A 26,141-nucleotide genomic window follows, 5' to 3' on the forward strand; every position below is an offset into this window, starting at 1 on the left:
CGCTGCTGATGCGTTCGCGAGACGAGTGACAGGATCGAACGGATGCTGAACGAATCTGAATCCGCAGAGCTGCGGATGCTGCAGGCCAAGGCGTACGGGCGCGGTGGTGGACTGTCCGCCGCGGAGGTCGAACGCCTTCAAGAGCTGGAGCCGGCACGCGGCGCGCCGCAATCGTGGAACTCGCGACGACCCCGGTTGCCGAGGCCGCGAAAGGCCAGGGCACCGACCTGGGCGGATCGTCACCGGATGCGGTGGCCGAGATGGGTGCAGCGGGCGAGAATGCGGCGTCCGACGCCGAGGCGTCGGAGTCTGAAACGCCGCCCTCGACGGGTTCATCCGGCCGGTCCGAGGCTGTTGTCCGCCGCCGATGGCCCGTCTTGGCTGCGGCATCCGCTGCGATCCTCGCGATCGGACTCGGCATCGGCTGGGGGGTCTGGGGCTGGGATGCGGAAGCGTACGCGCTCGCCACCGCTCACGCAGACCAACGCGCGGAACTCGAAGCGGACGATGTCTACGACTCTGGGACGGTCATCCCGGTGGCAGAGCAGTACGGTGTCGTCATCTGGCGTGCGGAGCGCTCGGACGGTGACGAGGTGTGCGTGATCGTCACCGGCACGGAGCGGGCGCAGAACGGCTGCATACCGTCCAAGGAGCTGGAGAATTCAGTGTGGCCGAACGCGACCGCGACCATTCCGGAAGGAGAGGACAAGGCGGGTCAGCAGCTCGTCGCCGGACTCATCCCCACGCTGACCGGCGAACTGGTGCCGTTCATCCAGGTCTGGGACCAGGGGCCCTCCGGTTGGGAATCGCAGTACAGCGACGGGGAGCTCGCGCAGCTGCGCGAACTCGAAGCCGCCGGTTACGTGGGCAGCGCGCTCAGCATCATCGGATACGACGGCGAGCATGTGGTCTGGGGCAATTGGGAACAGGGCGGCCTCTGCGTCATCGCACCCGCTGACGGCGGCGTCATCGAGGCGTGCTCCGAGGATGCTGAGGCCGAGCTCACGATCGTCGCAGTCGTGGACGGCGTCCCAACAGAATACGTCGTGCGGCAGACCGAGATGCGCGGCCCCCAGCTCACGATCATCCGGCACGCGGATGCTACGGATGTCAGAGTCGACCCCGAGACCGACGATCCGATCGAGTTCACGTTCGACGACCTGGTCGGCGGCGAGACCGGCGAGACCGGTACGACCGACGAGACCGGCGGCTGAGTCACACCCGATCGGCGAGGATCGCCATCCGCCGGTCCCCGACGCGCGTGAGGATCAGCGTCGCGGTCTGCGAGCCCTTCAGGCTCAGCTTCTTGCGGAACGCCGCCGGATCGATGTCCATGCCGCGCTTCTTGATCTCGATCGTGCCGATGTCGTTGGCTCGAAGCACCTGGCTGATCGCCTTGGGATTCGCGGCCATCACCTCGCGCACCCTGAACGACTGCACGAACGGGGTCGTCAACGCGGCATCGCCGGTGAGATAGGCGATCTTCCTGTCCAGCATCCCCGCGTCGATGCTCCGTGCGACGTCGCCGATCAGTCGTGCGCGGATGACGGCGCCATCGGGCTCGTGCAGGAAGGCGCCGAGCTCGCGGACGTCGGCATCCTCGGCATCCGCCCCCGCCGTGAGCTCGTGAGATTCTTCGCCGCGGATCACGAGCGCCGCACGCCGCACGCCCTCGCGCGCGAGCACTCCAGACCACAGCACGAGTTCGACGACGCTGCCGTCCGCACTGACCCACTGCGCTTCCGCGTCCGCGGGGAGCGACTCACGGTCGTGACCCGGCCCGAGTTTGATGCCGGTCGGGATCCGGGCAGCGAGTTCGAAAGCCCAATCGAGCGAGGGGGAGTAATCGGATGCTGCGACTCGCCGCGTCTCGTTATGACCCGTCGTACGGCGCGCAGGGTCGAGCCAGATCGCCGTACGCTTCGATCGCAGATGTGCAGCATCTTCGGAGGAATCAGCCGAATTCGTGCGCGGGTCGTGCACATCTGCGAAGTTCGCGCTCACGAAGTTCTCGGCCGTGCCGTGCTGCACGGTGGCATCCGCACCGAACGGGGCCAGGTTGTATGCGGCGATCGCGGCGGTGACCTCATCGGCATCCACGGCCACGACGTTGAGGCCGGCGCCTGCGAATGCGAGGGCGTCGCCGCCGATGCCGCAGCCCAGATCCGTCACCCGCTCGATGCCTGCCCGTCGCATGCGTCCCGCGTGGCGTGCCGCGACGCCGAGGCGCGTGGCCTGCTCGACACCGGCCCTGGTGAACAGCATCCGCTCGGCGAAGCCGCCGAACTTCGACGCGGCCTTCGTGCGGAGGTGCGCCTGGCCGACCACAGCAGAGACGAGATCGGGGGAGTGGCCGGCTGCGCGCAGCCTCGACACGGCGCTGGCGACTTCTGCCGCGGACGCGATCGTGCCCACCTCGTCGAGCAGCCGAAGGCCCTCGGGGGTGAGCAGCGCGGTCAGCTCGGACATCTCCACCGGTTCAGCCTACGCGGCCCGAACTGGCACTCGCATTGCATGAGTGCCAGCCGACGCCCTACACTTGTGATTAGCACTCTCGGGTTGAGAGTGCGAACAAGTCTTTCGTGTCAGCGTCAAGAAAGAAGAGGTAGACCGTGTCGGTTTCCATCAAGCCGCTCGAGGACCGCATCGTCATCCAGCAGGTCGAGGCAGAGCAGACCACCGCTAGTGGACTGGTCATCCCGGACACTGCCAAGGAGAAGCCCCAGGAGGGCGAGGTCGTGGCCGTCGGCCCCGGCCGCATCGACGACAACGGCAACCGCGTTCCGCTCGACGTCTCCGTCGGCGACCGCGTCCTGTACAGCAAGTACGGCGGCACCGAGATCAAGTTCGGCGCCGATGAGTACCTGGTGCTCTCGGCTCGCGACGTCCTCGCCGTCGTCGTTCGCTGAGCAACTCGACAACAGCGTAGAAGGCCCGGATGCTACGGCATCCGGGCCTTTTCGCATCCCTGCCGCGCAACGCCGGACACCCACCGCTCGTTTCCTGCCAACATCCGTCCCTCGGCGCTCGGCGTCTGCAGCCGGCAATAGTGTTGTTCAGTGATACCAGAGCGCAGCAACCAGCCCGCAGGAGTCGCCTACTCGGTCGGTGCCTATCTGCTCTGGGGGTTCCTGCCGCTGTACTTCCTGCTGCTGGTGCCGACCGGCCCGTGGGAGGTCGTGGCGGCGCGGGTCGTCTTCTCGCTCGTCTTCTGCCTGCTGCTGCTCACCGTCGCGCGCGGGTGGCGCCGGATCATGGTGATCATCCGGCAGCCGCGACTGCTCGGGTGGACGGCGCTCGCCGGGCTGCTGATCTACATCAATTGGCAGGTGTTCCTGATCGGAACACTCAGCGGCCACGTCGTCGAGACGGCGCTGGGCTACTTCATCAACCCCATCACCACGGTGCTGCTCGGCGTCTTCGTGCTGCGCGAGCGCATCCGCCGGTTGCAATGGGTGGCGATCGGCATCGCGCTCATCGCCGTCGTCGTCATCGTCGTGGCATACCGTTCGTTCCCCTGGATCGCGCTGTCGCTGACCGCATCCTTCGGCACGTACGGATTGATCAAGAAGAAGATCGGGCCATCGGTGGATGCCGTGAGCGGGCTCACCCTCGAATCGTTCTGGCTGATGCCCATCGCCATCGTGCAGCTCATCATCGTCGCGCAGACCACGGGCATCACCTTCGGAACGGTGAGCACGTGGCACACGGTGCTCATGCTGTTCGCCGGCGTCGCAACGGCCGTGCCTCTGCTGCTGTTCGCCGCCGGCGCCCGTCGCATCAATCTCACGGTCATCGGCATGATCCAATTCATCACGCCGATCATGCAGTTCCTCACCGGCGTGCTGCTGCTTCACGAGCCGATGCCGCCCGAGCGATGGATCGGGTTCATCATCGTATGGATCGCGGTAGCAGTGTTCGTGATCGACCTGGTGCGTGCGGGGCGGCGCGGGCGGCGCACACGCGTGGCTCCGGTCGTGTGAACGGCGCGCGACCCCAGTCGTGGCGGGGGCGCTGCGAACCGTCATCAATGCGAAACAAGATCGTTAGCGCACCGAGACCCGGCAAAAGCGCGCTCACCATAAGGTGGGATCATCCGGGCATGTATCGCCATGCCTGTCGTCGCAAAGGAGCATTATGAACCGCACGCAGACGCGTACGAAGTGGCTTGCCGGCATCGCGCTGGTAGGTGCCTCGGCGCTTGTGATCACGGGCTGCAGCACGCCCGCCCCCGAGTCGACTGAGGGCACCGGGGGCTCCGACCGCCCGGCCGACGTCGACCTGACGCTTCAGCTGGGCTCGCTGCTTCCCTCCACCGGATCACTGTCCTTCCTCGGCGCCCCGATGGAGGCCGGTGTGCAGCTCGCCGTCTCCGAGATCAACGAGGCAGACGCCGGTATCCAGGTAGAGCTCACGTCCGAAGACGAGGGCGACCTCGACAACAAGGCGTACGAGACCTCGATCACGAACCTGCAGAGCGCCGGCGTCACCGCGATGGTGGGAGCGGCATCCTCGAGCGTGACGAAGCTGATCCTCGACGGCAACGCCGGATCAGGCATCCTCACCGTCTCGCCGTCGAACACATCGGCAGACTTCACGGGAATCAACCCGCTGTACTTCCGCACGGCTCCCAGTGACAACCTGCAGGGCGAGGTCCTCGGCAACGAGATCGCCGAGGACGGGCACAAGACCCTCGGGATCATCTACCAGAACGACCCGTACGGCACAGGTCTGTTCGAGGCCATCAAGGCCACGTTCGAGGGTACCGGTGGCGAGGTCGTCGCCGAGGCGTCGTACAACCAGGGTGACGGACAGTTCAACGCCCAGGTGCAGACGATCGCCGCCGCGAACCCGGATGCTGTCGCCATCGTGTCGTACGACCAGTTCGCGACGATCGCACCGCTGCTCGGCAACGCCGGCGTCGACACCGGGGCGCTGTACCTCGTCGACGGAAACCTGAAGGACTGGCCTGACCTCGGAGTGAGCCTTGAAGGTTCGAAGGGCACTCGTGCCGGCGCTGAGCTGCCGGACGACTTCATCGACCAGCTGAACGAGGTCTGGACCGCTGAGGGCAACGAGCCGATCGATGCTTTGACCTACTCCGCCGAGGCCTACGACGCCACGATCCTCATCGCCCTCGCGGCGCTGCAGGCCGTGTCCGTCGAGGGTGAGGACATCGCAGGCTCCATGCAGCAGGTCTCCGGCGGTTCGGGCGAGGGTGAGAAGTGCACCAGCTTCGCCGAGTGCGCCGAGATCATCAACGGTGGCGGCACCGCCGACTACGACGGCTACTCCGGCGAGGTCACGTTCGATGACGACAACGACCCCGCAGGCGCTGCGATCGGCGTCTACGAGTTCGACGCGGAGAACGTGCAGACCCGTATCAAGTAACACTGTTCAAGAAGGGGGCTCCGGATGCTGGCATCCGGAGCCCCCTTCTTCGTGCGCGCCGCGCCTGGTTATCTGCCGGCAGCCGTGGCGTACGTGGCGAGACGATCGAACTGGGCGTCGCGGTCGGAGTCGACGATCTGAGCCTCAGGATGGCTGTCGTAGTGGGTGAGAATTCGACGCGCCCCCTCATCGAACGTGATCGTCGTCGCGAACTCCGGCACCAGGGCCTGCACCTTCGAATTGTCGAACACGATCGAGTGGGCCTTGTCGCCGAGCAGGGTCGGGCCGATCTCGGGCGCGAGCGCCGCGATCGTGTCGGATGCGACATGCACGAGTTCCGGCGCAGCAACCCCTGCCGCGTCTGCGAGCCACCCGTAGATCTGGTTCCAGGTCGGCGCATGCGAGCCCGTGATCGTGTACGCCTCGCCGATCGTCTCCGAGCGGCCGACGAGCCCGGTGAAGGCGACGGCGAAGTCGTCCGAGTGCGTGATGGTCCACAGGCTCGTGCCATCGCCGTGCACGATGACCGGCCGACCGGCGCGCATGCGGGCGATGTCGGTCCAGCCTCCGAGCGTCGGGATCGACTGCTCGTCATAGGTGTGGGACGGCCGCACCACCGTGATGGGCAGACCACGCTGGCGGTGGGCATCGAACAGCAGATCCTCGCACGCGATCTTGTCGCGTGAGTACTGCCAGAACGGGTTATCCAGCGGCGTCTGCTCAGTGATCGGCAACTGCGCCGGTGGCTTCTGATACGCGGACGCCGAACTGATGAAGACGTACTGTCCGGTGCGACCTTCGAAGACACCGAGATTGCGCTCGACGTCGGCGGGGGAGAATGAGAGGAAGTCGGCGACCGCATCGAACTCGCGGCCGCCGAGTGCTGATCTCAGCGCCGCGGCATCGCGGATGTCGGCGGAGACGACGGTGACCTCGTCCGGGAGCGCACGCCGTGCACTGCCCCGATTGACGACGGTCACGTCGTGTCCGCGTTCGATCGAGCGACGAACGCACGCCGCGCTGATGGTTCCGGTGCCGCCCAGATACAGGATGCTCGTCATGGGACGAGCCTACGGCGTCGGCTACGCGGCGTCACCGAGCGTGCCGAGGTACAGACCGATCACCTTCGGATCGTTCAGCAGATCGCGTCCGGTGCCCTCATGCGCGTCACGGCCCTGGTCGAGCACATAGCCGCGGTCGCAGATCTGCAGGCAGCGGCGGGCGTTCTGCTCGACCATGATCGTCGTGACCCCGGCCTTGTTGATGTCGGAGACGCGGATGAACGCGTCATCCTGTCGTACGGGGCTCAGCCCCGCAGAGGGCTCATCCAGCAGGAGTACAGACGGGTCCATCATCAGCGCCCGCGACATCGCCACCATCTGGCGCTCACCACCGGATAGGGAGCCGGCGCGCTGCTTCAGCCTGGTGCCGAGTTCCGCGAAGATGCTGCTGACGAACTCCAGTCGCTCGGTGTAGATCTTGGGGTTCTGATAGAGCCCCATCTGCAGGTTCTCCTCGATCGTCAGCGAAGGGAAGACGTTGTTCGTCTGCGGTACGAAAGCCACACCGCGCCTGACCAGCCGGTCGGCCTTCAGCCCCAGGATGCTCTCGCCGTTCACAGTGATCTCGCCGCTGCGCACCTGCACCATGCCGAAGATCGCCTTCAGCAGTGTCGACTTCCCGGCGCCGTTGGGGCCGATGATGCCGATCAGTTCGCCCTTGCGTGCGATGAGATTCGCGCCGTTGAGGATGTTGACTCCTGGCAGGTAGCCGGCGTGCACATCCGTCATCTCGACGACGACGTCACGCGAGTCGACGGAGGAAAGGGGGGCGTTGTCCGTCATGACTTCTCCTCTTGAATGCCGGGGTTCTCGATCTCGGCTTCGGCCTCGGCCTCGATCTGCTCACGCAACTCCGCGGCCGCGGCATCCGAGATCACAGGCAGACGTCCTGTCACGGCGCCCAGATCCACGTCCTGGTGGGCGCCGAGGTACGCGTCGATGACGGCCGGGTCTTCCATGACCGTGCTCGGCGGCCCCTCGGCGACGACGCGGCCCTCGGCCATCACGACCACCCAGTCGGCGATGTGACGCACCATGTGCATGTCGTGCTCGACGAAGAGCACGGTCATGCCGAGGTCCTTCAGGTCGAGGATGTGATCGAGCAGCGACTGCGTCAGCGCCGGGTTGACGCCGGCCATCGGCTCGTCGAGCATCACCAGGGTGGGGTCGCTCATCAGCGCGCGCGCCATCTCGAGCAGCTTGCGCTGCCCGCCGGAGAGTGAGGCCGCGAAGTCCTTCTCCTTGGCGTCGAGCTTGAAGCGCACGAGCAGATCACGCGCCCGTTCTTCGATCTCGGCCTCCTGTGGTCGCCACAGGAATGGGAAGAGTCCAGCCCAGAAGCCCTCACCCCGCTGGTTCGGTGCGCCGAGTTTCATGTTCTCGAGCACGGTCAGCAACGACAGCGACTTGGTGAGCTGGAACGTGCGCACCTGGCCCATGCGAGCGACCTTGAACGACGGCACTCCTGACAGATTCGTGCCGTCGAAAGACCACGTGCCGGCGTTGGGCTTGTCGAAGCCGCACAGCAGGTTGAACAGGGTCGTCTTTCCTGCGCCGTTCGGCCCGATCAGCGCCGTGATGGCGCCGCGAGGAATCTCGAGGTGTTCGACATCGACCGCGGTCAGACCACCGAAATGACGCTTCACGCCGTCTGCGGTGAGGATCGGATCGACCTTCGCGACACCCGGCTCTGCCGGTCCCTTCGCAAGGCCGGTGGTCTTGGGACGAGTGACGCTGCCCGTCGCCGGAGCGTCGGGGACGTTGTTACTTGACAAAGGTCATCTCCCTCTTGTTTCCGAGGATGCCCTGCGGGCGGAAGATCACGATGAGCATCAGCACGATGCCGATCACGATGTAGCGCACCACGTCGGCCTGGTTCGTGGTCATCGGCAGAGCGCCGATGCGAGCCATCTCCGGCAGCAGACCGCCGAGGAAGGCGAACACGACCCAGAACAGCACTGCACCCAGCGTCGGACCGAGGACGGTCGCCGCGCCTCCCAGCAGCAGGATCGTCCAGAGGAAGAACGTCAGCGAGGTGGAGTAGCTGCCGGGGATCACGGCCGACGGCAGCACGAACACGATGCCGCCGAGCGCTCCGATGACACCACCGACCACGAGTGCCTGCATCTTGTAGGCGAAGACGTTCTTGCCGAGCGAGCGCACCGCATCCTCGTCCTCGCGGATGCCCTTGAGCACACGACCCCACGGGCTGCGCATCAGCGCCCACACCAGCAGCACCGACAGCGCGAGAACGAGAAGACCGAACACGCGCACCCAGAGATCGTTCTCGTTGTACGTCCACGGGCCGAAACCGTAGATTCCGGGTGGGAAGGGATTCATGTCGCGGAAGCTCTGGTGATATCCGGAGAGACCGCCGGCCGAGTTCGTCCATTCTCGGAACAGCTCGGTGAGGAAGAGCAGCCGCACCACCTCGGCGGCCGCGATCGTCGCGATCGCGAGGTAATCGGCACGCAGACGCAGCGTCGGGATGCCGAGCACCAGCGCGAACAGTGCACCGGCGAGGACGCCTACGAGTACACCAGCCCACCACGGGAACCCGAAACTGAGGATCGAGATGGCGTAGCCGTAGCCGCCGACAGCCATGAACGCGGCCATGCCGAAGTTGAGCAGGCCGGCGTAGCCGAAGTGCACAGCGAGTCCGGTCGCCGCGAGCGCGTATGCGATCGTGGTGGGACTCAGCAGGTATGAGGCCGTGTTGCCGAAGATATTGCCGAAGTCCATGCGTCAACCCAACCTTTCCCTGCGCCCGAGCAGACCCTGCGGCCTGACGAGCAGGATCACGATCAGTGCGACCAGCGCGGTGGCGTACTTGAGATCCGATGGCACGCCCAGCAGCGTCGAGACCTCGACGGCGAGACCGACGATGATCGATCCGATGAGCGCGCCGATCGCGGAGCCGAGACCGCCCAGCGTGATGGCGCAGAAGATGAGCAGCAGCATCTGCATGCCCATGTCCCATTTCACCCCTGGCCGGAAGTAGGCCCACAGGACGCCGGAGATCGCGGCGAGCATTCCGGCGAGGACCCAGACGATGCGCACGACCTTGTCGACGTCGATGCCGGATGCCGCTGCCAGCTGCGGATTGTCGGATATGGCCCTGGTGGCCTTTCCGACCCTGGTGCGCGTGAGGAAGTACGCCACTCCGAGGATGACGACGATGCTCGTCCCCATGCCGATCAGATCGATGTACGACAGCGAGACCGGACCGAACTTGATCGGCGTAGGACTCGCGCCCTGCAACTGGTAGGTGCTGCCGCCGATCATGTACTGCAGGACGTAGCGCAGGGCGAGCGAGAGCCCGATACTGACGATCATCAGCTGCACGATTCCGAGCCCCCGTCGTCGCAACGGGCGCCAGAGACCGGCATCCAGAGCCAATCCCAGTGCGCCGCCGCCGATGACCGCCGCGATGATGCCGACCCAGAGCGGCAGATGCCAGAACGATGTGAAGAGCAGGGCGACGACGGCGCCCCAGGTGACCATCTCACCGTGGGCGAAGTTCGACAGGCGCGTCGTGCCGTAGATGAGCGCCGCGCCCATGGACGCGAGCCCCAGCAGAAGGCCGAAGTTCAGCCCGCCGACGATGCGCGAGAGCAACTGATCGATGAACGACGTCGTCTCCCGCACGCCTTCGCCGAGGAAGAGGTTCACGATCTTCGTGTTCGTGAGCGCGAACTCCACCTCCTGCGACGCGGAGTCACCCTCGACGATCACACCTTCGGGGAGCGTCTCCTCGTCGACGGTGAGGGTGTACGCGTCCTTCTCGGGAACGTAGAGTCGCCACTTGCCCTCGGCATCCGTCTCGGTCTCGGCCTCGAAGCCGTTTCCTTCGATCTGGACTGTGACCTCGGGCACCGGTTCGTCATCGAATGTGATGACTCCGGCGAAGTAGAAATCGGTGACCTCCTGGCCGTCGTCCGTCTCGTCTGCGAGAGCGGATGCCGGCGGTTGGAGCACCAGGGCTGATAGAGCGATCAGCACGCCGAGGAGTGCGACCAACCATGGCCGGACGCGACGGACGGCTGTAGACGTGGGTCCCACGCAACCTCCACTGTGAGTGCTCGCCGCGGCTTCGGGTCGGCCGCGGGCGTGGGTTTGAGCGTAGTGCGGGAAGCGCCGATTCACTAGCCGAGGGGTGGATTGGTGACACAGGTGTAACGTGACGGACCCCCGTGAGTGGATGCTCGACACAATGACGCGGGAATGTTCTTCAGCCGACGGCGTTTAGAATCTGTACAGGCGGCACACCCCAGGTCAGATATACGCGCGCAGGAGGCTCATCCATGGACCAGCACGATCCGTTCGGTTTCGTCGGACTCACCTATGACGATGTGCTGCTCCTTCCGGGCCATACTGACGTGATCCCGAGTGAGGCAGACACCTCGTCGCGCATCACCCGCCGCATCTCGGTGGCGACACCGCTTCTCTCCAGCGCGATGGACACCGTCACGGAATCCCGCATGGCCATTGCGATGGCGCGCGAGGGCGGCATCGGCGTGCTGCACCGCAATCTCTCGATCGCTGATCAGGCCGCACACGTCGACCGTGTCAAGCGCAGCGAGTCCGGCATGATCACGGATCCGATCACGACGACTCCCGATGCGACTGTCGAAGAGGTCGACAACCTGTGCGCGAAGTACCGCATCTCCGGACTGCCGGTCGTCGACCCCGAAGGGCACCTCGTCGGCATCATCACGAACCGCGACATGCGCTTCGTCTCAGGGTTCGAGCGTCAGAGCACGTTCGTCAAGGACGTCATGACGTCATCCGATCTGGTCACGGCGAAGGTCGGGGTCGCTGCGGGCGAGGTCATCGCGCTGTTCGCCAAGCACCGCGTCGAGAAGCTTCCGCTGATCGATGACGACGGCAAGCTCGCCGGCCTCATCACGATCAAGGACTTCGACAAGAGCGAGAAGTACCCGCTCGCCACCAAGGACGACCAGGGGCGCTTGCGCGTCGCTGCCGCGATCGGTTTCTTCGGCGATGCGTGGGAGCGTGCCGAAGCACTGCGTGACGCCGGCGTGGACATCCTCGTCGTGGACACGGCCAACGGGCACGCTCAGGGCGTCATCGACATCGTTCAGCGGCTCAAGGCGGACGAGTCGTTCGCACACATCGACATCATGGGCGGTCAGGTCGCGACCCGCGAGGGTGCGCAGGCACTCATCGATGCGGGCGTGGACGCACTGAAAGTCGGCGTCGGTCCCGGTTCGATCTGCACCACGCGCGTCGTCGCCGGGGTCGGAGTGCCGCAGGTGACCGCCGTGTACGAAGCGTCGCTCGCTGCGCGTCCCGCCGGCATCCCGGTGATCGCCGATGGCGGACTGCAGTACTCCGGCGACATCGCCAAGGCGCTCGTCGCCGGTGCGGATGCGGTCATGCTCGGCTCGCTGCTCGCCGGGACCGACGAGTCCCCGGGCGAGATCGTCTTCCAGTCGGGCAAGCAGTTCAAGCAGTACCGTGGCATGGGTTCGCTCGGTGCGATGCAGACCCGCGGCAAGCAGACCTCGTACTCGAAGGACCGCTACTTCCAGGCCGACGTCCCGAGTGACGACAAGCTGATCCCCGAGGGCATCGAAGGTCAGGTGCCGTATCGCGGACCCGTTTCTGCGGTGGCATATCAGCTGATCGGTGGCCTTCGTCAGTCGATGTTCTACGTCGGTGCTCGCACGATCGAAGAGCTGAAGACTCGCGGAAAGTTCGTGCGCATCACGTCGGCGGGGCTCAAGGAGTCGCACCCCCACGATGTGCAGATCGTCGTCGAGGCGCCCAACTACAAGAAGTAGGGGTTTGTTTGCGAAGGGGCGGATGCTGCGGCATCCGCCCCTTCCGTCTGTCGCTGGCCCGGCGTAGCGTGCTGGCATGTGCCGCAACATCGTCCCCCTGAACAACCTGAAGCCCGCCGCGACTGACGAGGAATGTCATGATGCGGCGGTGCAGTTCGTGCGCAAGATCTCCGGAACGAACGCGCCCTCGCGCGCCAATCAGGCAGTCTTCGACCGGGCGGTCGCCGAGATCGAGCGGGCGACCCGCCACCTGCTCGACGACCTCGTCACCTCCGCGCCGCCGAAGAACCGAGAGCAGGAGGCTTCCAAGCGCCAGGCTCGCTCCGCTGAGCGTTATGAGGCGATCCGGGTCTATCAGGAGCAGAAGCGCGCTGCCCGCGCCACCGCCTAGACACGTGATGTGACGGCGGATGACGGCATCCTTCGTCGCAGACCGCCGGCGCCGTTATCGTCGCGTCATGACTCTTCTCCAGGACCAGACCGTACCCGTCGCCGACGTCACCTCGGCTGAGCGCGCGCAGCGCCTCACCGATGCTGGAACCGCATGGAACGAGCGCGTCGCTGCCGATGCGAAGAATGCCGAGCTCACCTACAAGGTGGTCGGCCGCGGCATCGGGTCGGTGGCCACCGAGGTGCGCGCCGGGAAGCATCGCTTCCTGGTCGATGAGCCGGGCGCGCTCGCCGGCGACGATTCCGCAGCGAGCCCCGTCGAATACGCGCTCGGCGCTCTCGTCTCGTGCCAGGTCGTCGTGTTCCGCCTCTACGCCCAGGCGCTCGGCCTCACCATCGACGAGATCGAGATCACCGCTGAGGGGGATCTCAATGTGCAGAAGCTCTTCGGGATCGACGAGTCCGGTCGCGCCGGCTTCCACGATGTCCGTCTGAGTGTCGACATCTCGGGCCCGAACAGCGCCGAGGAGTACGCGAACCTCCGCGCGGTCGTCGACGAGCACTGCCCGGTGCTGGACCTCTTCTCGAACGCCGTGCCGACCTCGAGCGCTCTCGTCTGAGGAATCCGTCCCACGGAACTGATAGCCTGATCGGCTCGGCATACGGGCGGAAGGACGGCTTCACCCGTGGGCTACATCGACATCTCGGCCATCTCGCTGACTCTGCCGGACGGCAGACCCCTCCTCGACGAGGTGACGTTCCGGGTCGGATCCGGGTCGACGAGCGCGCTCATCGGTCCGAACGGCGCCGGCAAGACGACGCTGCTGCGAATCATCCGCGGCGACCAGGCACCGGATGCCGGTGTCATCACGATCGACGGCGGGCTCGGCGTCATGGACCAGTTCGTCGGACACGGCGAGGCGGGCCGCACGGTGCAGGAGCTTCTGGTGCGTGTCGCGCCGCGACGTATCCGCACAGCAGCGCTCGCACTCGAAGCCGCCGAGAACGCGCTGATCGAGCGCGACGAGCACGATACGCAGATGCGCTACGCCACGGCCCTCGCCGAGTACGCGGACGCCGGCGGTTACGAGCACGAGACCGTGTGGGACCAGTGCACAGTCGCCGCACTCGGGGTGCCGTACGAACGGGCGCGTTATCGCGAGCTAGTCACGCTGTCCGGTGGCGAGCAGAAGAGACTCGCGTTGGAAGCGCTGCTGCGCGGTCCCGATGACGTGCTGCTTCTCGACGAGCCGGACAACTACCTCGACGTCCCGGCGAAGCGATGGCTCGAGCAACAACTGCGCGAGACGCCCAAGACGGTCCTGCTGGTCTCGCACGACCGCGAGCTGCTCGCCCGCGCTGCGGATCGCATCGTCACGCTCGAGCCGGGAGGAGCGGGCGCTTCTGCCTGGGTGCATGGTGGTGGCTTCGGCACGTACCACCAGGCCAGAACCGACCGGATGGACCGACTCGACGAACTGCGACGTCGGTGGGATGAGCAGCACGAGAAGCTGAAGACCCTCGTGGCGAACCTCAAGGTGAAGGCCGAGGCGAACGACGGCTTCGCCTCGAGGTATCGCGCAGCCCAGACCCGACTGCGGAAGTTCGAGGAGGCCGGCCCGCCGGAGGAGCGTCCTCCCGCGCAGGAGTTCGACATGCGGCTGCGCGGTGCGCGAACCGGAAAGCGCGCAGTGGTCGCAGAGCGGCTCGAGCTGACCGGTCTGATGCGTGCCTTCGACGCGGAGATCTGGTACGGCGACCGGATCGGAGTGCTCGGCTCGAACGGCTCCGGCAAGTCGCACTTCTTGAGACTGCTCGCTCGCGGTGGAACGGATCCGGATCCGACGCTCGGGCACGTGACGTCGACCGGCGAGCAGGTGGATGCTGTGGCACACACCGGAGCAGCGACCCTCGGTGCCCGTGTGGTGCCCGGCCTGTTCGCACAGACCCATGCGCACCCGGAGTTCATCGGACGCACGCTGCTGGAGGTGCTGCACCGCGGCGACGAGCGCAGAGCGGGGATGCCGCGTGAAGCCGCGAGCTCCGCCCTCGACCGCTACGGGCTCGTGCGACAGGCGCAGCAGACGTTCGATTCGCTCTCGGGAGGCCAGCAGGCGCGGTTCCAGGTGCTGCTGCTCGAGCTCTCCGGCGCGACGCTGCTGCTTCTCGACGAGCCGACGGACAACCTCGACCTCGAGTCGGCCGAGGCCTTGGAGGAGGCGCTGACGCAGTTCGAGGGCACGGTGCTCGCCGTCACGCACGACCGCTGGTTCGCGCGATCCTTCGACCGCTTCCTGGTGTTCGGCACCGAGGGCGACGTCTACGAGGCCGATGCTCCGGTCTGGGACGAACGACGGGTCGTGCGCACGCGCTGAGCGCTGAGAGTCACCGGGGCCGGTCGGCTCAGCGCAGCCGGAACGGCTCTGCGGCGCGCGCTCCCGCGTCGAGGGCGAGGTCCGCGAGGACGGCGCCGACTCCGGTGGCGAACTTGAAACCGTGCCCGGAGAAGCCGGCGCCGACCACGATCCGATCCTGACGATCAAGGATGAAAGTGCCGTCGTCGGTCGACGTGTAGGTGCAGCTGATCGGCGCAGCCGACGATGCATCGAGTCCTGGCATCCATTCCCGTACGTACGCTGCGAGGGCATCTGCGTGCGTGGTGCGGTGCGGCCGAGCATCCGGATCGACTTCGTCGCCGACGCCGTGGAATCCGACCTTGACGCCTTCACCCGGTGTCGGCATCCCGTAGACGGTGGCGGGGAAGCGATCTGTGTCGACGTAGTGGTTGAACGACGGCCACGCGTCGTCGGAGAGCGGCGTGAAGTGCGCCGGCGTCTCCTCTGTCACCCTCAACCGGGGAAGCCGGATCCCGCCGAGAAGTCGACCGGTCCAGGCGCCGGCGGTGACCACGACGGTCTCCGCATGCAGCGGGGCACCCGGCAGCGCGAGCGCGACGCCGGAGGCGTCTTCGACGATGTCCCGCACCGGCGTCTCCCAGCGCACTTCGCCGCCTGCCGCGACGATCCGCCGCTCCAGTTCGACAAGAGCGGCGGATGCTCGCACCACGCCCGCATCGGATGACCAGAGCGCGGCATCGTCGAAGCGCATACCGGGCCAGCGCCGCCTCGCCTCCGCAGCATCCAGGATCTCGGCCGGGATGCCGCGCTCGACGAGCCGACTGCGAACCGAGGCGATGTCGACGTCGCCGTGACTGACCAGCCCGTGCATCCGCAGCAGCGGTTCGCCGCCGGGGGAGCCGAGGGCGTCCCAGCCCTCGCGGGCGCGCACGAGCAGATCGAGATAGTGCTCGTCCTGATAGGCATTGTTGAAGTTGCGGGTCGCGCCATGCGACGCGCCTTGCACGTGACCGCGGGCGAACTGCTCTAGCAGCACCGGTCGATGGCCGCGACGGGCCAATTCCCATGCCGTCGCCAGTCCCATCACACCACCGCCGATGACGGCGATGCCCACTGCATCCGATCTCACGGCATCCTCCCGATAGTCACGAGCCCCGGTTCTCACGCGTCTCGATCTTCACCAGACCCGACGGTCACCAGTCTCGCAGTCGGATCGACCCCGGGTAGGCTGGACGGGTGAGCATGGACATCGAACTCGGCCGAGGCAAGCGCGCGCGTCGCGCGTACACGTTCGACGACATCGCGGTGGTGCCGTCGCGGCGAACCCGCAACCCAGAAGACGTCTCGACCGGCTGGTCGATCGACGCCTACCAGTTCGACACCCCGATCATCGGTGCGCCGATGGATTCGGTCGTCAGCCCCAAGACGGCGATCATGCTGGGTCAGCTCGGCGGCCTCGGGGTTCTCGACCTCGAAGGCGTCTGGACGCGCTACGAAGATCCGGAGCCGCTGCTCGCCGAGATCGCCGGCCTCCCGGCCGCCAAAGCGACAGTGCGGATGCAGCAGCTCTACTCCGAGCCGATCAAACCCGAACTCATCAAGGCGCGCCTCGCCGAGATTCGCGAAGCGGGCGTCACGGTCGCTGGATCGCTCACCCCGCAGCGTACCCAGGAGCTCTACGAGACCGTCGTCGCCGCCGGCGTCGATCTGTTCGTGATCCGCGGCACGACCGTCTCGGCGGAGCACGTCTCCAGCGTCGCCGAGCCGCTGAACCTGAAGAAGTTCATCTACGACCTCGACGTACCCGTCATCGTCGGCGGTGCCGCCACCTACACCGCTGCTCTCCACCTCATGCGCACAGGCGCAGCCGGAGTCCTCGTCGGATTCGGCGGGGGAGCGGCCTCGACCACTCGAGCGACACTCGGCATCCACGCCCCGATGGCCACCGCGGTCTCCGACGTCGCGGCCGCACGTCGCGACTACCTCGACGAGTCGGGCGGACGCTATGTGCACGTGATCGCCGACGGCGGCGTCGGCACGTCCGGCGACATCGTCAAGGCGCTCGCCATGGGTGCGGATGCCGTCATGCTCGGTGTCGCACTCGCACGTGCCACGGATGCTCCAGGACACGGCTTCCACTGGGGACCAGAGGCGCATCACCCGCAGCTTCCCCGCGGGCACCGCGTCGCGGTCGACGGCATCGCCACACTCGAGGAGATCCTCTACGGGCCTGCGCCAGTGGCCGACGGAACCGCCAACCTCATCGGTGCTCTGCGCAAATCGATGGCGACCACCGGATACTCCGACCTCAAGGAATTCCAGCGCGTCGAGGTCGTGCTCGCCCCGTACCACTCTTGAGCGGTACGCAGCAGACCGTGACGACTTCGCAGGCATTCCCGCCGACTCTTCGCGAGGTCATGCTGCGGCCCCGCTGGATCGGCGTTCTGGTGCTCGCGCTGGTCGTCGCCGGAGTCTTCGCGTTCCTCGGTCAGTGGCAGCTCGAGCGCGCCATCGACACCGAGCCGCCCCCTGCCGGGGTCACCGAAGAAGTGCGTCCCCTCAGCGACGTCGTCGAGCCCGGTCAGTACCTGCCAGAACCCTACGTCGGGCAGCGGGTCGAGACCGCCGGCACCTGGGTCGCCGGTGACTTCCTGATCGTGTCCTCCCGCTTCAATGACGGCGCAGAGGGCTACTGGGTCACCGGACAGCTCCGTGTCGATGAGCGCACCTCGATCGCCGTGGCTGTCGGGTGGGCTCCGGACAGAGAGTCGGCGGATGCCGCGGCATCCGCTCTGGAAGATCGGGCCGCGGGTACCGAGGCGACGATCACCGGCCGCGTCATCTCCGACGAGGGCACGAGCCTCCCGAGGACCGACGACCCCTTCGGCATGGACCGCATGTCCCCGGCCATGCTGCTCAGCCAGTGGCACGACACCGAGCAGCTGTCGGTCTATCGTCCTTATCTCGCGTCGGTCGACGCGCCGGAGGGCCTTGTCGACATCGACTCGCCCGCGCCAGACGAGCTGTCAAACGTGAACTGGCTGAACATCTTCTACGCGATCGAATGGGCCGTGTTCGCCGGCTTCGCGTTCTACATCTGGTATCGCCTGGCGAAGGATCGCTGGGAGCTCGAGGTCGAAGCGTTCGAGGACTCAGGCGACCAGGCGTCCTGAACGACCCTGACGCGGGCCGTCTCGTGACGCTCTGGTTACCGATCTGCAAACACCATTGAGGATGTCGGCGCCGCTCCGTAAGCTCACCAACATGTGTGTGCGCTGTGAGCACCACGGCGGCAGTTTCACGAGAGCTGTCGTTCTAGTCGATCGAGGAGACAACACCGATGATGTCAGCCCCTGACGACAGGAACCTCGGGGTTTCTGTGTCGCACCGCACAGGCAGGGGCCGAATCGGCACCCTCGCCGCGACCTGTGTCTTCGCCCTCGGCGCCGGCGCTCTGGTCGCCTCGCCCGCCTTCGCAGACACCTCGGGCACGGGGGTGGTCATCAATGAGGCGTATCTCTCCGGCGGAAGTGCAGGGGCCGCGTTCACGAACAAGTTCGTCGAGCTCTACAACCCGACGGCCGCGCCGATCACCCTCGACGGCATGTCGCTGCAGTACCGTTCCGCGACGGGAACCGGCGCCTTCAACGGCGTGGCACCGCTCACCGGCGTGATTCCGGCAGGCGGCTACTTCCTCGTGCAGGGCAACAGCAACGGCACGGCCGGCGCTGCGCTGCCGACGCCGGATGCTGTCACCACTCTGACTCCGAGCGGCACCAACGGTACGCTCGCCCTCGTCGAGGGCACAACCGCCGTGAGCCTCACCCCCGGCTCGGTCGCGGGCGTCGATGGGGTCGTCGACCTGCTCGGCTACGGCACGTCGAACACGTTCGAGACCGCAGCGGCCACCCCTCCGGCGGGCAACACCGACGTGAAGTCCCTGAACCGCACGGGCGGAGTCGACACCGACGTCAACAGTGCCGACTTCACTCTGTCGGCCTCCATCACCCCGCAGGGCTCGGGCGGCACGGGTCCGACGGACCCCACCGATCCGGTCGACCCGACCGCGGTGTCGATCGCCGAGGTGCAGGGAACGACCGACGCCTCTCCGCTCGACGGACAGGCCGTCACGGTCGAGGGCATCGTCACCGGCGACTACCGCGTCGGCGGCTACAAGGGCATCTCGATCCAGACCGCAGGCAGCGGCGGCGAACCCGACGCCACACCCGGCGCATCCGACGGCGTCTTCGTCTACCTGAACGCGCTCGCGCCCGCACTGGAGATCGGCGACCTCGTCTCGGTCACCGGCACCGTCTCGGAGTACTTCGGGCAGACCCAGATCGCTCCGGCATCCGTCGAAGCCGTCTCGGTCGTCACCGCCGGAGTCGGCGTTCCCGCGGCCACGCCGCTGCCGGAGACCGTGATCGGCGCGGACCGTGAGGCCTACGAGAACATGTTCGTGGCCCCCTCCGGCACCTATCGCCTGGCATCCAGCCACCAGCTGTACAACTACGGCACGCTCTGGCTGAACCCCGGCGATCTCAACGTCAAGAGCACCGAGACGACGCGCCCGGGCGCGGACGCGGGCGCCATCGCGGCGGCGAACCGAGCCGACCGCATCCTGCTCGACGACGGCTGGAACTCGCAGGTCACCAGCGGCGATCACACCGGCGAGCAGCCCTACTTCACGACCGACACCGTTGTGCGCAATGGAGACGTCGTCGACTTCGCCGACAACGGCTATGTGCTGCAGTACGGCTTCGAGGACTGGCGCCTGCAGCCGGTCGTCGCGATCGACGACGCGAGTGACGCGGCCGACAAGGCGACGTTCACCACCGAGAACCCGCGCACCGACACCGCCCCTGAAGTCGGCGGCGATGTGCAGGTCGGCGCGTTCAACGTCTTCAACTACTTCACGACCCTGCAGAGCGAGAACCCCGAGGCACGCGGCGCAAAGACGGCAGAGCTGTTCGCCACGCAGAAGTCGAAGATCGTCACAGCGATCAACGATCTGGACGCTGACGTCGTCGCGCTCATGGAGATCGAGAACTCGATTCACTTCGGTAAGCCCGTCGACACGGCTGTGGCCGACTTGGTCGACGGACTCAACGAGGCAGCAGGGACGGACGTCTGGGACTTCGTGCCCACGCCGGCTGCTCTGCTCGACACCGACACCGACGTGATCACGAACGCGATCATCTACAAGAAGGATGCCGTCACCCCCGTCGGCGACAGCGCCACCGTGGTCGACGAGGCCGTGTGGGGTAACGCCCGCGAGCCGATCGCGCAGACCTTCGACGCCGACGGCAAGATCGTCTCGGTGGTCGCGAACCACTTCAAGTCGAAGTCCGGCGACGGCGACGAGCCCGCCGACGGTCAGGGCCACTTCAACGCCGACCGCGTCGCGCAGGCGCAGTCGTTGCTCGGATTCACCGAGACTCTGGCCGAGACCAGTGGGAGCGAGGACATCCTGCTGCTGGGTGACTTCAACGCCTACGGCCAGGAAGACCCGATCGACGTGTTCGCGCAGGCCGGCTGGACCGACCTCGTGCCCGCTGCGGATGCCGGATACACCTACACGTTCGACGGCGAACTCGGCTCGCTCGATCACGCGATCGCGTCGCCCTCGCTCGCCGAGTCGGTCACCGGCACCGGCGTGTGGGGCATCAACTCCCCGGAGTGGAGCGATCGCGGCTACGAGTTCGGCGCAGCCGAGGCCGGCACGCCGTTCCGCTCGAGCGACCACGACCCGGTGATCGTCGGCCTCTCCAGTGAGATCCCGCCGGTGAGCATCGACGTCGTCACGATCAACGACTTCCACGGTCGGATCGAGGCGGACGGCGTCGCGGCAGGTGCGGCGGTACTCGCAGGCGCCGTGCAGTCGGTGCGTGACGCGAACCCGAACACTGTGTTCGCAGCCGCCGGCGACCTCATCGGGGCATCCACGTTCACGTCTTTCATCAACGACGACAACCCGACGATCGACGCGCTCAACGCCGCCGGGCTCGATGTGAGTGCGGCCGGAAACCACGAGTTCGATCAGGGCTGGGAAGACCTCCGCGACCGCGTGCAGGATCGCGCGGACTGGGAGTACATCTCGTCGAACGTGTTCCTCACCGAGACCGGTGAGACCGCGCTCGCCCCTGCATGGGTCACCGAGATGGAGGGCGTCGACGTCGGCTTCATCGGCGCGGTCACGGAAGAGCTCGACTCGCTCGTGTCGCCCGAGGGCATCGCCGATCTCGAGGTGCGCGGCATCGTCGATTCGGTGAACGCCGTGGCAGACGACCTCACCGACGGCGACACCGCCAACGGCGAGGCGGATGTGCTCATCCTGCTCGTGCACGAGGGCGCCACCTCCACCGACGTTGCGACCATCACGCCGGACTCGGCACTCGGCGAGATCGTCGCCGGTGTCGATGACAGCGTGAGCGCGATCGTCTCGGCGCACACCCACCTCGCGTACAACCATGTCATCGACGGCCGTCCGGTCATCTCCGCCGGTCAGTACGGCGAGAACTTCGGTCTGATGAACCTGCAGGTCGACCCCGAGTCGAAGGAGCTGCTCTCGATCACCAACGAGATCAAGCCGCTCACGAAGACCGAGAAGGACCCGGTCACCGGCAAGGACGTCATCACGCCGCTGTACGACGCCGACGGCGAAGTCCAGGCGATCGTCGACGCGGCCAAGGCCGAGGCGGATGTGCTCGGTGCCGAGTCGGTCGGTGCGATCACCGGCGACTTCAACCGCGCTCGTCAGACGAACGGCTCGGAGAACCGCGGCGGCGAGTCGACGATCGGCAACTTCGTCGCTGACGTGCACAAATGGGCGACGGGCGCGGACATCGCGATCATGAACCCGGGCGGCATCAGGGCGAACCTGGCGTACGCGGGCACCGGCGAGCAGGATGCCGACGGCAACGTCACGTTCCGCGAAGCCGCGACCGTTCAACCGTTCGCCAACACGCTCGTCACGCTGAACCTCACCGGCACGCAGCTGAAGGGCGTGCTGGAGGAGCAGTGGCAACCGGAAGGCGCGAGCCGTCCGTTCCTGAAGCTCGGCATCTCGGAGGGTCTGCAGTACACGTACGACCCGACGGCGGCAGCAGGGGAGCGGATCACATCGATCACCCTGAACGGCGAGCCCATCGATCCCGCGGCGTCGTACGTCGTCGCGGCGAACTCGTTCCTCGCGGCCGGTGGAGACAACTTCTTCACCTTCGCGGAGGGCACGGGCAAGGCCGACACAGGCAAGATCGACCTGCAGTCGATGGTCGACTGGTTCGATGCCAACGGCACGGCGACGCCCGACCTCGCGCAGCGCGCGGTCGGCGTGACGCTGAGCGCAGCGGATGCAGACGGCTACAGCGCCGGCGATCAGGTCACGATCGACCTGTCATCGCTGGCGTTCAGCGGGGGAGATGCCGCACCGGCTGAGGCCACCGTCTCGCTCGGAGAAACGGTTCTCGCCACGGGCGCCGTCGACGCGACGATCGTCGACACGACGGATGAGGCAGGACGCGTGAGCCTGACGTTCACGGTTCCGGAGGGGGTGACCGGGGAGCAGCAGCTCACCGTCGCCACCGCAGACGGGACGAGCGTGCAGGTGCCGTTCACGATCACGGGTGAAGGTGGCGGCGGCGAGTTCACCGGCACCATCGAGGTCGGCGCGAAGACAGTCAGCGCGGGCAAGAGCCTCACCGTCACCGGTGCGGATTTCGTGCCCGGTGAGACCGTGGCGATCTCGCTCGAATCGAAGAAGGGCAAGGTGATCGAGCTCGGCACTGCCGTCGTGGACGAGAACGGCAGCTTCAGCAGCGCGGTCACGGTTCCCAAGAAGACGGATGCCGGCAAGTACACGGTCATCGTCGCTCAGGAGGACGGTGACCAGGCCACCGGCACGGTCACCGTCAACCGCGGTGGCGGTGGCGGTGTGGTCCGCGACATCCTCGACTGGCTGTGGGATCTCGTCAGCGGCTGGTTCTGACAATGAACCGCTGACACACGGAGGCCGCCGGGAGAGTTCCCGGCGGCCTCCGTCGTGTGCGGATCAGACGGCCTGCTCCCAACGGAAGCCGTCAGGAGCTGTGACCTCACCCAGCGCGCCCTGGATCCGGATACGGTGCGATCCGGATCCCTCGCTCGGCACGTTGACGGACTTCGCCAGCGCTGCACGCTTGTACAGGCCCAGACCGATGGACCCTTCAGCGGTCTTGAAGTCGACGTAGCTGCCGAAGCTCTTACCGGCGGGAACGCCCCGCTCGACATAGAACGCCTTGCTCGCTTTGACGTCGTCGACGCCGAGCAGCAGTACGACGCTGTCGATCGTGCGACTCGGCGCGGCAGTGTCCTTCTTCGAAGAGGTGGCGATGTTCCACACCGCGCCGTCGGGAGCCTGGACCGCGCCACCGAAGCCCCACAGCGACTTCGCCGCCGGCTTGACCACTGCGGCGCCAGCGGCGATGGCGTCGTCGAGCAGCAGCTGCGCGTTCGCGGGCTGCGACACGATGAGCGAGAGCGTGTATCCGCGGAACCCGGAGGTCGCGTCATCCGATTGGCGAAGGCGAAGCCGATCTCCGAGAGAGAAGGCCTGCGCGTAGAACGCTTCAGCGGCTGACAGGTCGGAGACTTCGAGTGTGATGGTGTCGATGGTGTTCATGTGCTCCACGCTATGAGCGCGCCGTGCGCTGCGCTTCTTGATTCCTGCTCGATCGAGGGTCCGTAGGCGAGGCAGCCTACGGTGTGATCACCTCGACGTCCGCTTGTGCGAGCGCGGCGAGGAGTCTCGGCGTCGGCGGAGTGTTCGTGACGAAGAAATCAGCGCGCTCCAGTCCGGTGACCTGTGCGAAGAGACGTCGATCGAACTTGGATGAGTCGGCGAGAATCGCGGTCCGGTCGGCGCGCTGGATCATCTCGGACATCATCGCCGCATCGCCGAGATTGGACGTCGAATACCCCGACTCGTCGACGGCGCCGACCGCGATGATGGCGAGGTCGCAGCGGATGTCCACGTCCGGGCCGCCTGGCGTCATCGTGAATGTCACAGGGCCGGTAGTCGCTTGCGTGATGGCGCGCACGGCACCGCCGAACACATAAAGGTCGCGGAACGCGGACGGCGCGATCTCCGCCGGGATCCGTAGGTTGTTCGTCGCGATCGTCAGGTCGCGGTGGTTGCGTAGTGCCCGCGCGACGGCGAGCGTCGTCGTGCCGGCATTGAGCATGATCACGGAGCCGTCCTCGACGAGGTTGCTGGCGAGGCGAGCGATCCGCTCCTTCTCCTCCGTCTGCATACGCAGGCGCACGTCGAGGGCGCGGTCCTTGAGCTGTCCGCTCGCTGCGCTGACAGCACCTCCGTGAGTGCGAATGAGTACGCCCTCGCGATCCAGCTGATCCAGATCTCGTCGGATCGTGTCGATCGACACCTCGAAGTGCGTGGCGAGATCACCGACCGTGACCTGCCCGGTCTGCTCGACGTAAGTGGCGAGATCGGCCTTTCTTCCGGCGGGAAGGCGGCGTCGATGCGTCGGTGCAGATGCTTCCATGAAGACATCTTTAGCACACCGGACTGGTCAACCCGGCACAGTCATGCAGAAAAATGCAAAGCCTGCCGGTGGCGACGTTCGTCGGCGCTCCCTTGGCTCTATCTCATCGTTAGGCCGAACGACCACCATGATGCCACTTGACGAAGTTGCATATCTCGGCATAACATCGCTTAAAACCGCATTAACAAGCATTCAGCTGACGGTGCGGCACGATCTCGAAGAGGAGAAGTGATGAGCACACAGCAACGGGGACACGCCCGACGAATCGTCAGCGCCACCACAGCGGCAGCAACGCTCATAGCGCTGGCCGGCTGCGCGCCCAGCGCCGGCAGCGACAACGCCGGTGACGGTGACGTGACGATCGAGTTCGCGCAGTGGTGGGAACCTGAGCTCCCCGACGGCGAGTTTCGCGCGTTGATCGACGAGTTCGAGGATGCGAACCCTGGGATCACGGTCGATCTCGTGAGCGGGCCCTACGCCTCCACCAAGGAGCAGCTTTTCGCCGGGGCTGCATCCGGCACCATGCCCGACGTCGTGGGCCTTGACGGCGCCTGGGTGAACGATTTCGCCTCGCAGGGCGTCATCGCCGACCTGAGCGCGCTCATGGAGGAGTACGACTACGACGACAGTGAACTGGCGAGCCAGATCCAGGTCGACGGCAGCACCTACATGATCCCCGTCGTGAACTTCGTCTACCCGATGTTCACGAACGACACCCTGCTGGCCGAGGCGGGCGTCACCGCGCCGCCGACCACCCGCACCGAGTTCGCGGATGCTGCCGCCAAGGTCTCCGCCCTCGGCGGCGATGCGTCCGGCTGGGTCCTCCCGCTTTCGCTCGAAGCGCCGAACGGCGTGCAGAACGATGTGATGTCGTGGGTCTGGGCCTCGGGAGGCTCGATGCTCAAGGACGGTCAGCCGGACCTGACGAACGACGAAGTCACCTCGGCTGTCGACTTCATCGGCGGCCTCTGGGACGACGGCTCGATCGCCTCCGGTTCCTTCACCATGAAGGAGCAGGACAAGGTCGAGGAGTTCACCAACGGTCGTGTCGGCATGATGATCGACTCGCTCGCGCACATCAACCTGATCCGCGAGACGAACCCCGACCTGAAATTCTCGATCTCGGCGCTCCCCGCTGAAGACGGATACGACGGCGAACGCGGCATCCCGTACGCATCGTGGGGGATCGGCGTCGCAGAGAACTCCGAGAACAAGGAAGCCGCGTTCAAGCTCGTCGAGTTCCTGATGAGCGAGGACACCAACTCCGAGCTGTCGACCATGGCCAAGGCGTTCCCCGGCAACTCCAAGTCGGTGCCGGACTTCGTGAACGACGATGAGCTGTTCAAGAAGGCCTTCGAGATCTACCAGGCGGGCTACCCGGCGAACGAGTTCACCGGACTTCCTGTCGCGGAAGAGCTGATGCGAGTGCTCGGCGAGCAGCTGCAGGCAGCTTTCGACGGACAGCAGTCGATCGACGATGCGCTGAAGAGGGCGCAGGACGCCTGGATGGCGGAGTTCTGATCTCCTGCCTCCCCGCATGAACGGGGTGCCGCATCGCTGATGCGGTGCGGCACCCGACCAATCAAGGAGTAC

The 26,141-nt window shown here is 66.3% G+C and carries 21 protein-coding genes; 12 read left to right on the forward strand and 9 right to left on the reverse strand.

What is annotated here, in order from left to right:
* Positions 1 to 173: 173 nt before the first annotated feature.
* Positions 174 to 1,214 (forward strand): hypothetical protein, encoded by a 1,041-nt coding sequence (locus QFZ46_RS14095; RefSeq protein ID WP_307362581.1) that lies wholly within the window; start codon positions 174 to 176, stop codon positions 1,212 to 1,214.
* A 1-nt stretch (position 1,215) separates the two neighbouring features.
* On the opposite strand, the gene QFZ46_RS14100 is transcribed toward QFZ46_RS14095, so the two are convergent.
* On the reverse strand, positions 1,216 to 2,475 hold the full coding sequence (locus QFZ46_RS14100) for a THUMP-like domain-containing protein (protein ID WP_307362584.1): 1,260 nt from the start codon (positions 2,473 to 2,475) through the stop codon (positions 1,216 to 1,218).
* Between the two features lie 137 nt (positions 2,476 to 2,612).
* Between QFZ46_RS14100 and groES the strand changes: the two genes are divergently transcribed.
* From groES to QFZ46_RS14115, 3 genes are all read left to right on the forward strand, one after another.
* Entirely contained in the window at positions 2,613 to 2,909 is a 297-nt protein-coding gene (groES, locus tag QFZ46_RS14105; RefSeq protein WP_033104978.1) for a co-chaperone GroES, read from the forward strand.
* A 150-nt stretch (positions 2,910 to 3,059) separates the two neighbouring features.
* Complete coding sequence (gene rarD / locus QFZ46_RS14110; RefSeq protein ID WP_307362589.1) at positions 3,060 to 3,983, forward strand: EamA family transporter RarD; 924 nt, start codon at positions 3,060 to 3,062, stop codon at positions 3,981 to 3,983.
* A gap of 154 nt (positions 3,984 to 4,137) precedes the next feature.
* Positions 4,138 to 5,391 (forward strand): ABC transporter substrate-binding protein, encoded by a 1,254-nt coding sequence (locus QFZ46_RS14115; protein ID WP_307362592.1) that lies wholly within the window; start codon positions 4,138 to 4,140, stop codon positions 5,389 to 5,391.
* A 68-nt stretch (positions 5,392 to 5,459) separates the two neighbouring features.
* Here QFZ46_RS14115 and QFZ46_RS14120 read toward each other — a convergent pair whose 3' ends face one another.
* Genes QFZ46_RS14120 through QFZ46_RS14140 form a run of 5 tightly spaced genes read right to left on the reverse strand, consistent with a single transcriptional unit; the run spans position 5,460 to position 10,514 of the window.
* Positions 5,460 to 6,452, reverse strand: coding sequence for an SDR family oxidoreductase (locus QFZ46_RS14120; protein WP_307362596.1), 993 nt, complete (start codon positions 6,450 to 6,452; stop codon positions 5,460 to 5,462).
* 21 nt (positions 6,453 to 6,473) lie between these two features.
* Positions 6,474 to 7,181: an ABC transporter ATP-binding protein gene (locus tag QFZ46_RS14125; protein ID WP_373457677.1), complete on the reverse strand. Its 708-nt coding sequence runs from the start codon at positions 7,179 to 7,181 to the stop codon at positions 6,474 to 6,476.
* Positions 7,182 to 7,231: 50 nt separating this feature from the next.
* Complete coding sequence (locus tag QFZ46_RS14130) at positions 7,232 to 8,227, reverse strand: ABC transporter ATP-binding protein (RefSeq protein ID WP_307362603.1); 996 nt, start codon at positions 8,225 to 8,227, stop codon at positions 7,232 to 7,234.
* Positions 8,217 to 9,194 (reverse strand): branched-chain amino acid ABC transporter permease, encoded by a 978-nt coding sequence (locus QFZ46_RS14135; protein ID WP_307362606.1) that lies wholly within the window; start codon positions 9,192 to 9,194, stop codon positions 8,217 to 8,219. Before QFZ46_RS14135 ends, QFZ46_RS14130 begins: the two co-directional genes overlap by 11 nt.
* Before the next feature lie 3 nt (positions 9,195 to 9,197).
* Positions 9,198 to 10,514: a branched-chain amino acid ABC transporter permease gene (locus QFZ46_RS14140; protein WP_307362608.1), complete on the reverse strand. Its 1,317-nt coding sequence runs from the start codon at positions 10,512 to 10,514 to the stop codon at positions 9,198 to 9,200.
* 242 nt (positions 10,515 to 10,756) lie between these two features.
* On the opposite strand from QFZ46_RS14140, the gene guaB reads away from it, so the two are divergent.
* The 4 genes from guaB (at position 10,757) to QFZ46_RS14160 (ending at position 15,024) form a co-directional block, all read left to right on the forward strand.
* A complete protein-coding gene (guaB, locus tag QFZ46_RS14145; protein ID WP_307362610.1) occupies positions 10,757 to 12,259 on the forward strand; it encodes an IMP dehydrogenase in 1,503 nt (500 codons plus the stop codon).
* Positions 12,260 to 12,335: 76 nt separating this feature from the next.
* Positions 12,336 to 12,650 (forward strand): DUF2277 domain-containing protein, encoded by a 315-nt coding sequence (locus QFZ46_RS14150; RefSeq protein ID WP_307362612.1) that lies wholly within the window; start codon positions 12,336 to 12,338, stop codon positions 12,648 to 12,650.
* A 67-nt stretch (positions 12,651 to 12,717) separates the two neighbouring features.
* Positions 12,718 to 13,269: an OsmC family protein gene (locus QFZ46_RS14155; protein WP_307362614.1), complete on the forward strand. Its 552-nt coding sequence runs from the start codon at positions 12,718 to 12,720 to the stop codon at positions 13,267 to 13,269.
* 66 nt (positions 13,270 to 13,335) lie between these two features.
* Positions 13,336 to 15,024 (forward strand): ABC-F family ATP-binding cassette domain-containing protein, encoded by a 1,689-nt coding sequence (locus QFZ46_RS14160; protein WP_307362617.1) that lies wholly within the window; start codon positions 13,336 to 13,338, stop codon positions 15,022 to 15,024.
* Positions 15,025 to 15,052: 28 nt separating this feature from the next.
* Here the strand turns inward: QFZ46_RS14160 and QFZ46_RS14165 are convergent, their stop codons facing one another.
* Positions 15,053 to 16,135 (reverse strand): FAD-dependent oxidoreductase, encoded by a 1,083-nt coding sequence (locus QFZ46_RS14165; RefSeq protein WP_307362618.1) that lies wholly within the window; start codon positions 16,133 to 16,135, stop codon positions 15,053 to 15,055.
* Positions 16,136 to 16,248: 113 nt separating this feature from the next.
* Between QFZ46_RS14165 and QFZ46_RS14170 the strand changes: the two genes are divergently transcribed.
* From QFZ46_RS14170 to QFZ46_RS14180, 3 genes are all read left to right on the forward strand, one after another.
* A complete protein-coding gene (locus tag QFZ46_RS14170; protein WP_307364613.1) occupies positions 16,249 to 17,364 on the forward strand; it encodes a GuaB3 family IMP dehydrogenase-related protein in 1,116 nt (371 codons plus the stop codon).
* A 59-nt stretch (positions 17,365 to 17,423) separates the two neighbouring features.
* Complete coding sequence (locus tag QFZ46_RS14175; protein WP_307364615.1) at positions 17,424 to 18,179, forward strand: SURF1 family protein; 756 nt, start codon at positions 17,424 to 17,426, stop codon at positions 18,177 to 18,179.
* A 167-nt stretch (positions 18,180 to 18,346) separates the two neighbouring features.
* Positions 18,347 to 22,993 carry an ExeM/NucH family extracellular endonuclease gene (locus QFZ46_RS14180; protein ID WP_307362620.1) on the forward strand — a complete coding sequence of 1,549 codons (4,647 nt, stop codon included), beginning with the start codon at positions 18,347 to 18,349 and terminating at the stop codon, positions 22,991 to 22,993.
* A 63-nt stretch (positions 22,994 to 23,056) separates the two neighbouring features.
* Here QFZ46_RS14180 and QFZ46_RS14185 read toward each other — a convergent pair whose 3' ends face one another.
* Both QFZ46_RS14185 and QFZ46_RS14190 read right to left on the reverse strand, forming a co-directional pair.
* On the reverse strand, positions 23,057 to 23,665 hold the full coding sequence (locus QFZ46_RS14185; RefSeq protein ID WP_307362621.1) for a glyoxalase: 609 nt from the start codon (positions 23,663 to 23,665) through the stop codon (positions 23,057 to 23,059).
* Positions 23,666 to 23,741: 76 nt separating this feature from the next.
* Complete coding sequence (locus QFZ46_RS14190; protein ID WP_307362623.1) at positions 23,742 to 24,548, reverse strand: DeoR/GlpR family DNA-binding transcription regulator; 807 nt, start codon at positions 24,546 to 24,548, stop codon at positions 23,742 to 23,744.
* 231 nt (positions 24,549 to 24,779) lie between these two features.
* Here QFZ46_RS14190 and QFZ46_RS14195 point away from each other — a divergent pair, with 231 nt between their 5' ends.
* Positions 24,780 to 26,069 carry an ABC transporter substrate-binding protein gene (locus tag QFZ46_RS14195; RefSeq protein WP_307362625.1) on the forward strand — a complete coding sequence of 430 codons (1,290 nt, stop codon included), beginning with the start codon at positions 24,780 to 24,782 and terminating at the stop codon, positions 26,067 to 26,069.
* The last annotated feature ends 72 nt before the right edge of the window (positions 26,070 to 26,141 follow it).

The sequence above is a fragment of the Microbacterium murale genome (genome assembly GCF_030815955.1).
Classification (GTDB): Bacteria; Actinomycetota; Actinomycetes; order Actinomycetales; family Microbacteriaceae; genus Microbacterium; species Microbacterium murale_A.

Excerpts from the sequence above, each read along its gene's own strand:
- guaB (WP_307362610.1), top strand. The coding sequence starts at position 10,757 with ATGGACCAGCACGATCCGTTCGGTTTCGTCGGACTCACCTATGACGAT.
- QFZ46_RS14190 (WP_307362623.1), bottom strand. The coding sequence starts at position 24,548 with ATGGAAGCATCTGCACCGACGCATCGACGCCGCCTTCCCGCCGGAAGA.
- QFZ46_RS14170 (WP_307364613.1), top strand. The coding sequence starts at position 16,249 with ATGGACATCGAACTCGGCCGAGGCAAGCGCGCGCGTCGCGCGTACACG.
- QFZ46_RS14180 (WP_307362620.1), top strand. The coding sequence starts at position 18,347 with ATGATGTCAGCCCCTGACGACAGGAACCTCGGGGTTTCTGTGTCGCAC.
- QFZ46_RS14125 (WP_373457677.1), bottom strand. The coding sequence starts at position 7,181 with ATGACGGATGTGCACGCCGGCTACCTGCCAGGAGTCAACATCCTCAAC.
- QFZ46_RS14150 (WP_307362612.1), top strand. The coding sequence starts at position 12,336 with ATGTGCCGCAACATCGTCCCCCTGAACAACCTGAAGCCCGCCGCGACT.
- QFZ46_RS14185 (WP_307362621.1), bottom strand. The coding sequence starts at position 23,665 with ATGAACACCATCGACACCATCACACTCGAAGTCTCCGACCTGTCAGCC.
- QFZ46_RS14115 (WP_307362592.1), top strand. The coding sequence starts at position 4,138 with ATGAACCGCACGCAGACGCGTACGAAGTGGCTTGCCGGCATCGCGCTG.
- QFZ46_RS14175 (WP_307364615.1), top strand. The coding sequence starts at position 17,424 with ATGCTGCGGCCCCGCTGGATCGGCGTTCTGGTGCTCGCGCTGGTCGTC.
- QFZ46_RS14155 (WP_307362614.1), top strand. The coding sequence starts at position 12,718 with ATGACTCTTCTCCAGGACCAGACCGTACCCGTCGCCGACGTCACCTCG.
- QFZ46_RS14135 (WP_307362606.1), bottom strand. The coding sequence starts at position 9,194 with ATGGACTTCGGCAATATCTTCGGCAACACGGCCTCATACCTGCTGAGT.
- QFZ46_RS14195 (WP_307362625.1), top strand. The coding sequence starts at position 24,780 with ATGAGCACACAGCAACGGGGACACGCCCGACGAATCGTCAGCGCCACC.
- QFZ46_RS14120 (WP_307362596.1), bottom strand. The coding sequence starts at position 6,452 with ATGACGAGCATCCTGTATCTGGGCGGCACCGGAACCATCAGCGCGGCG.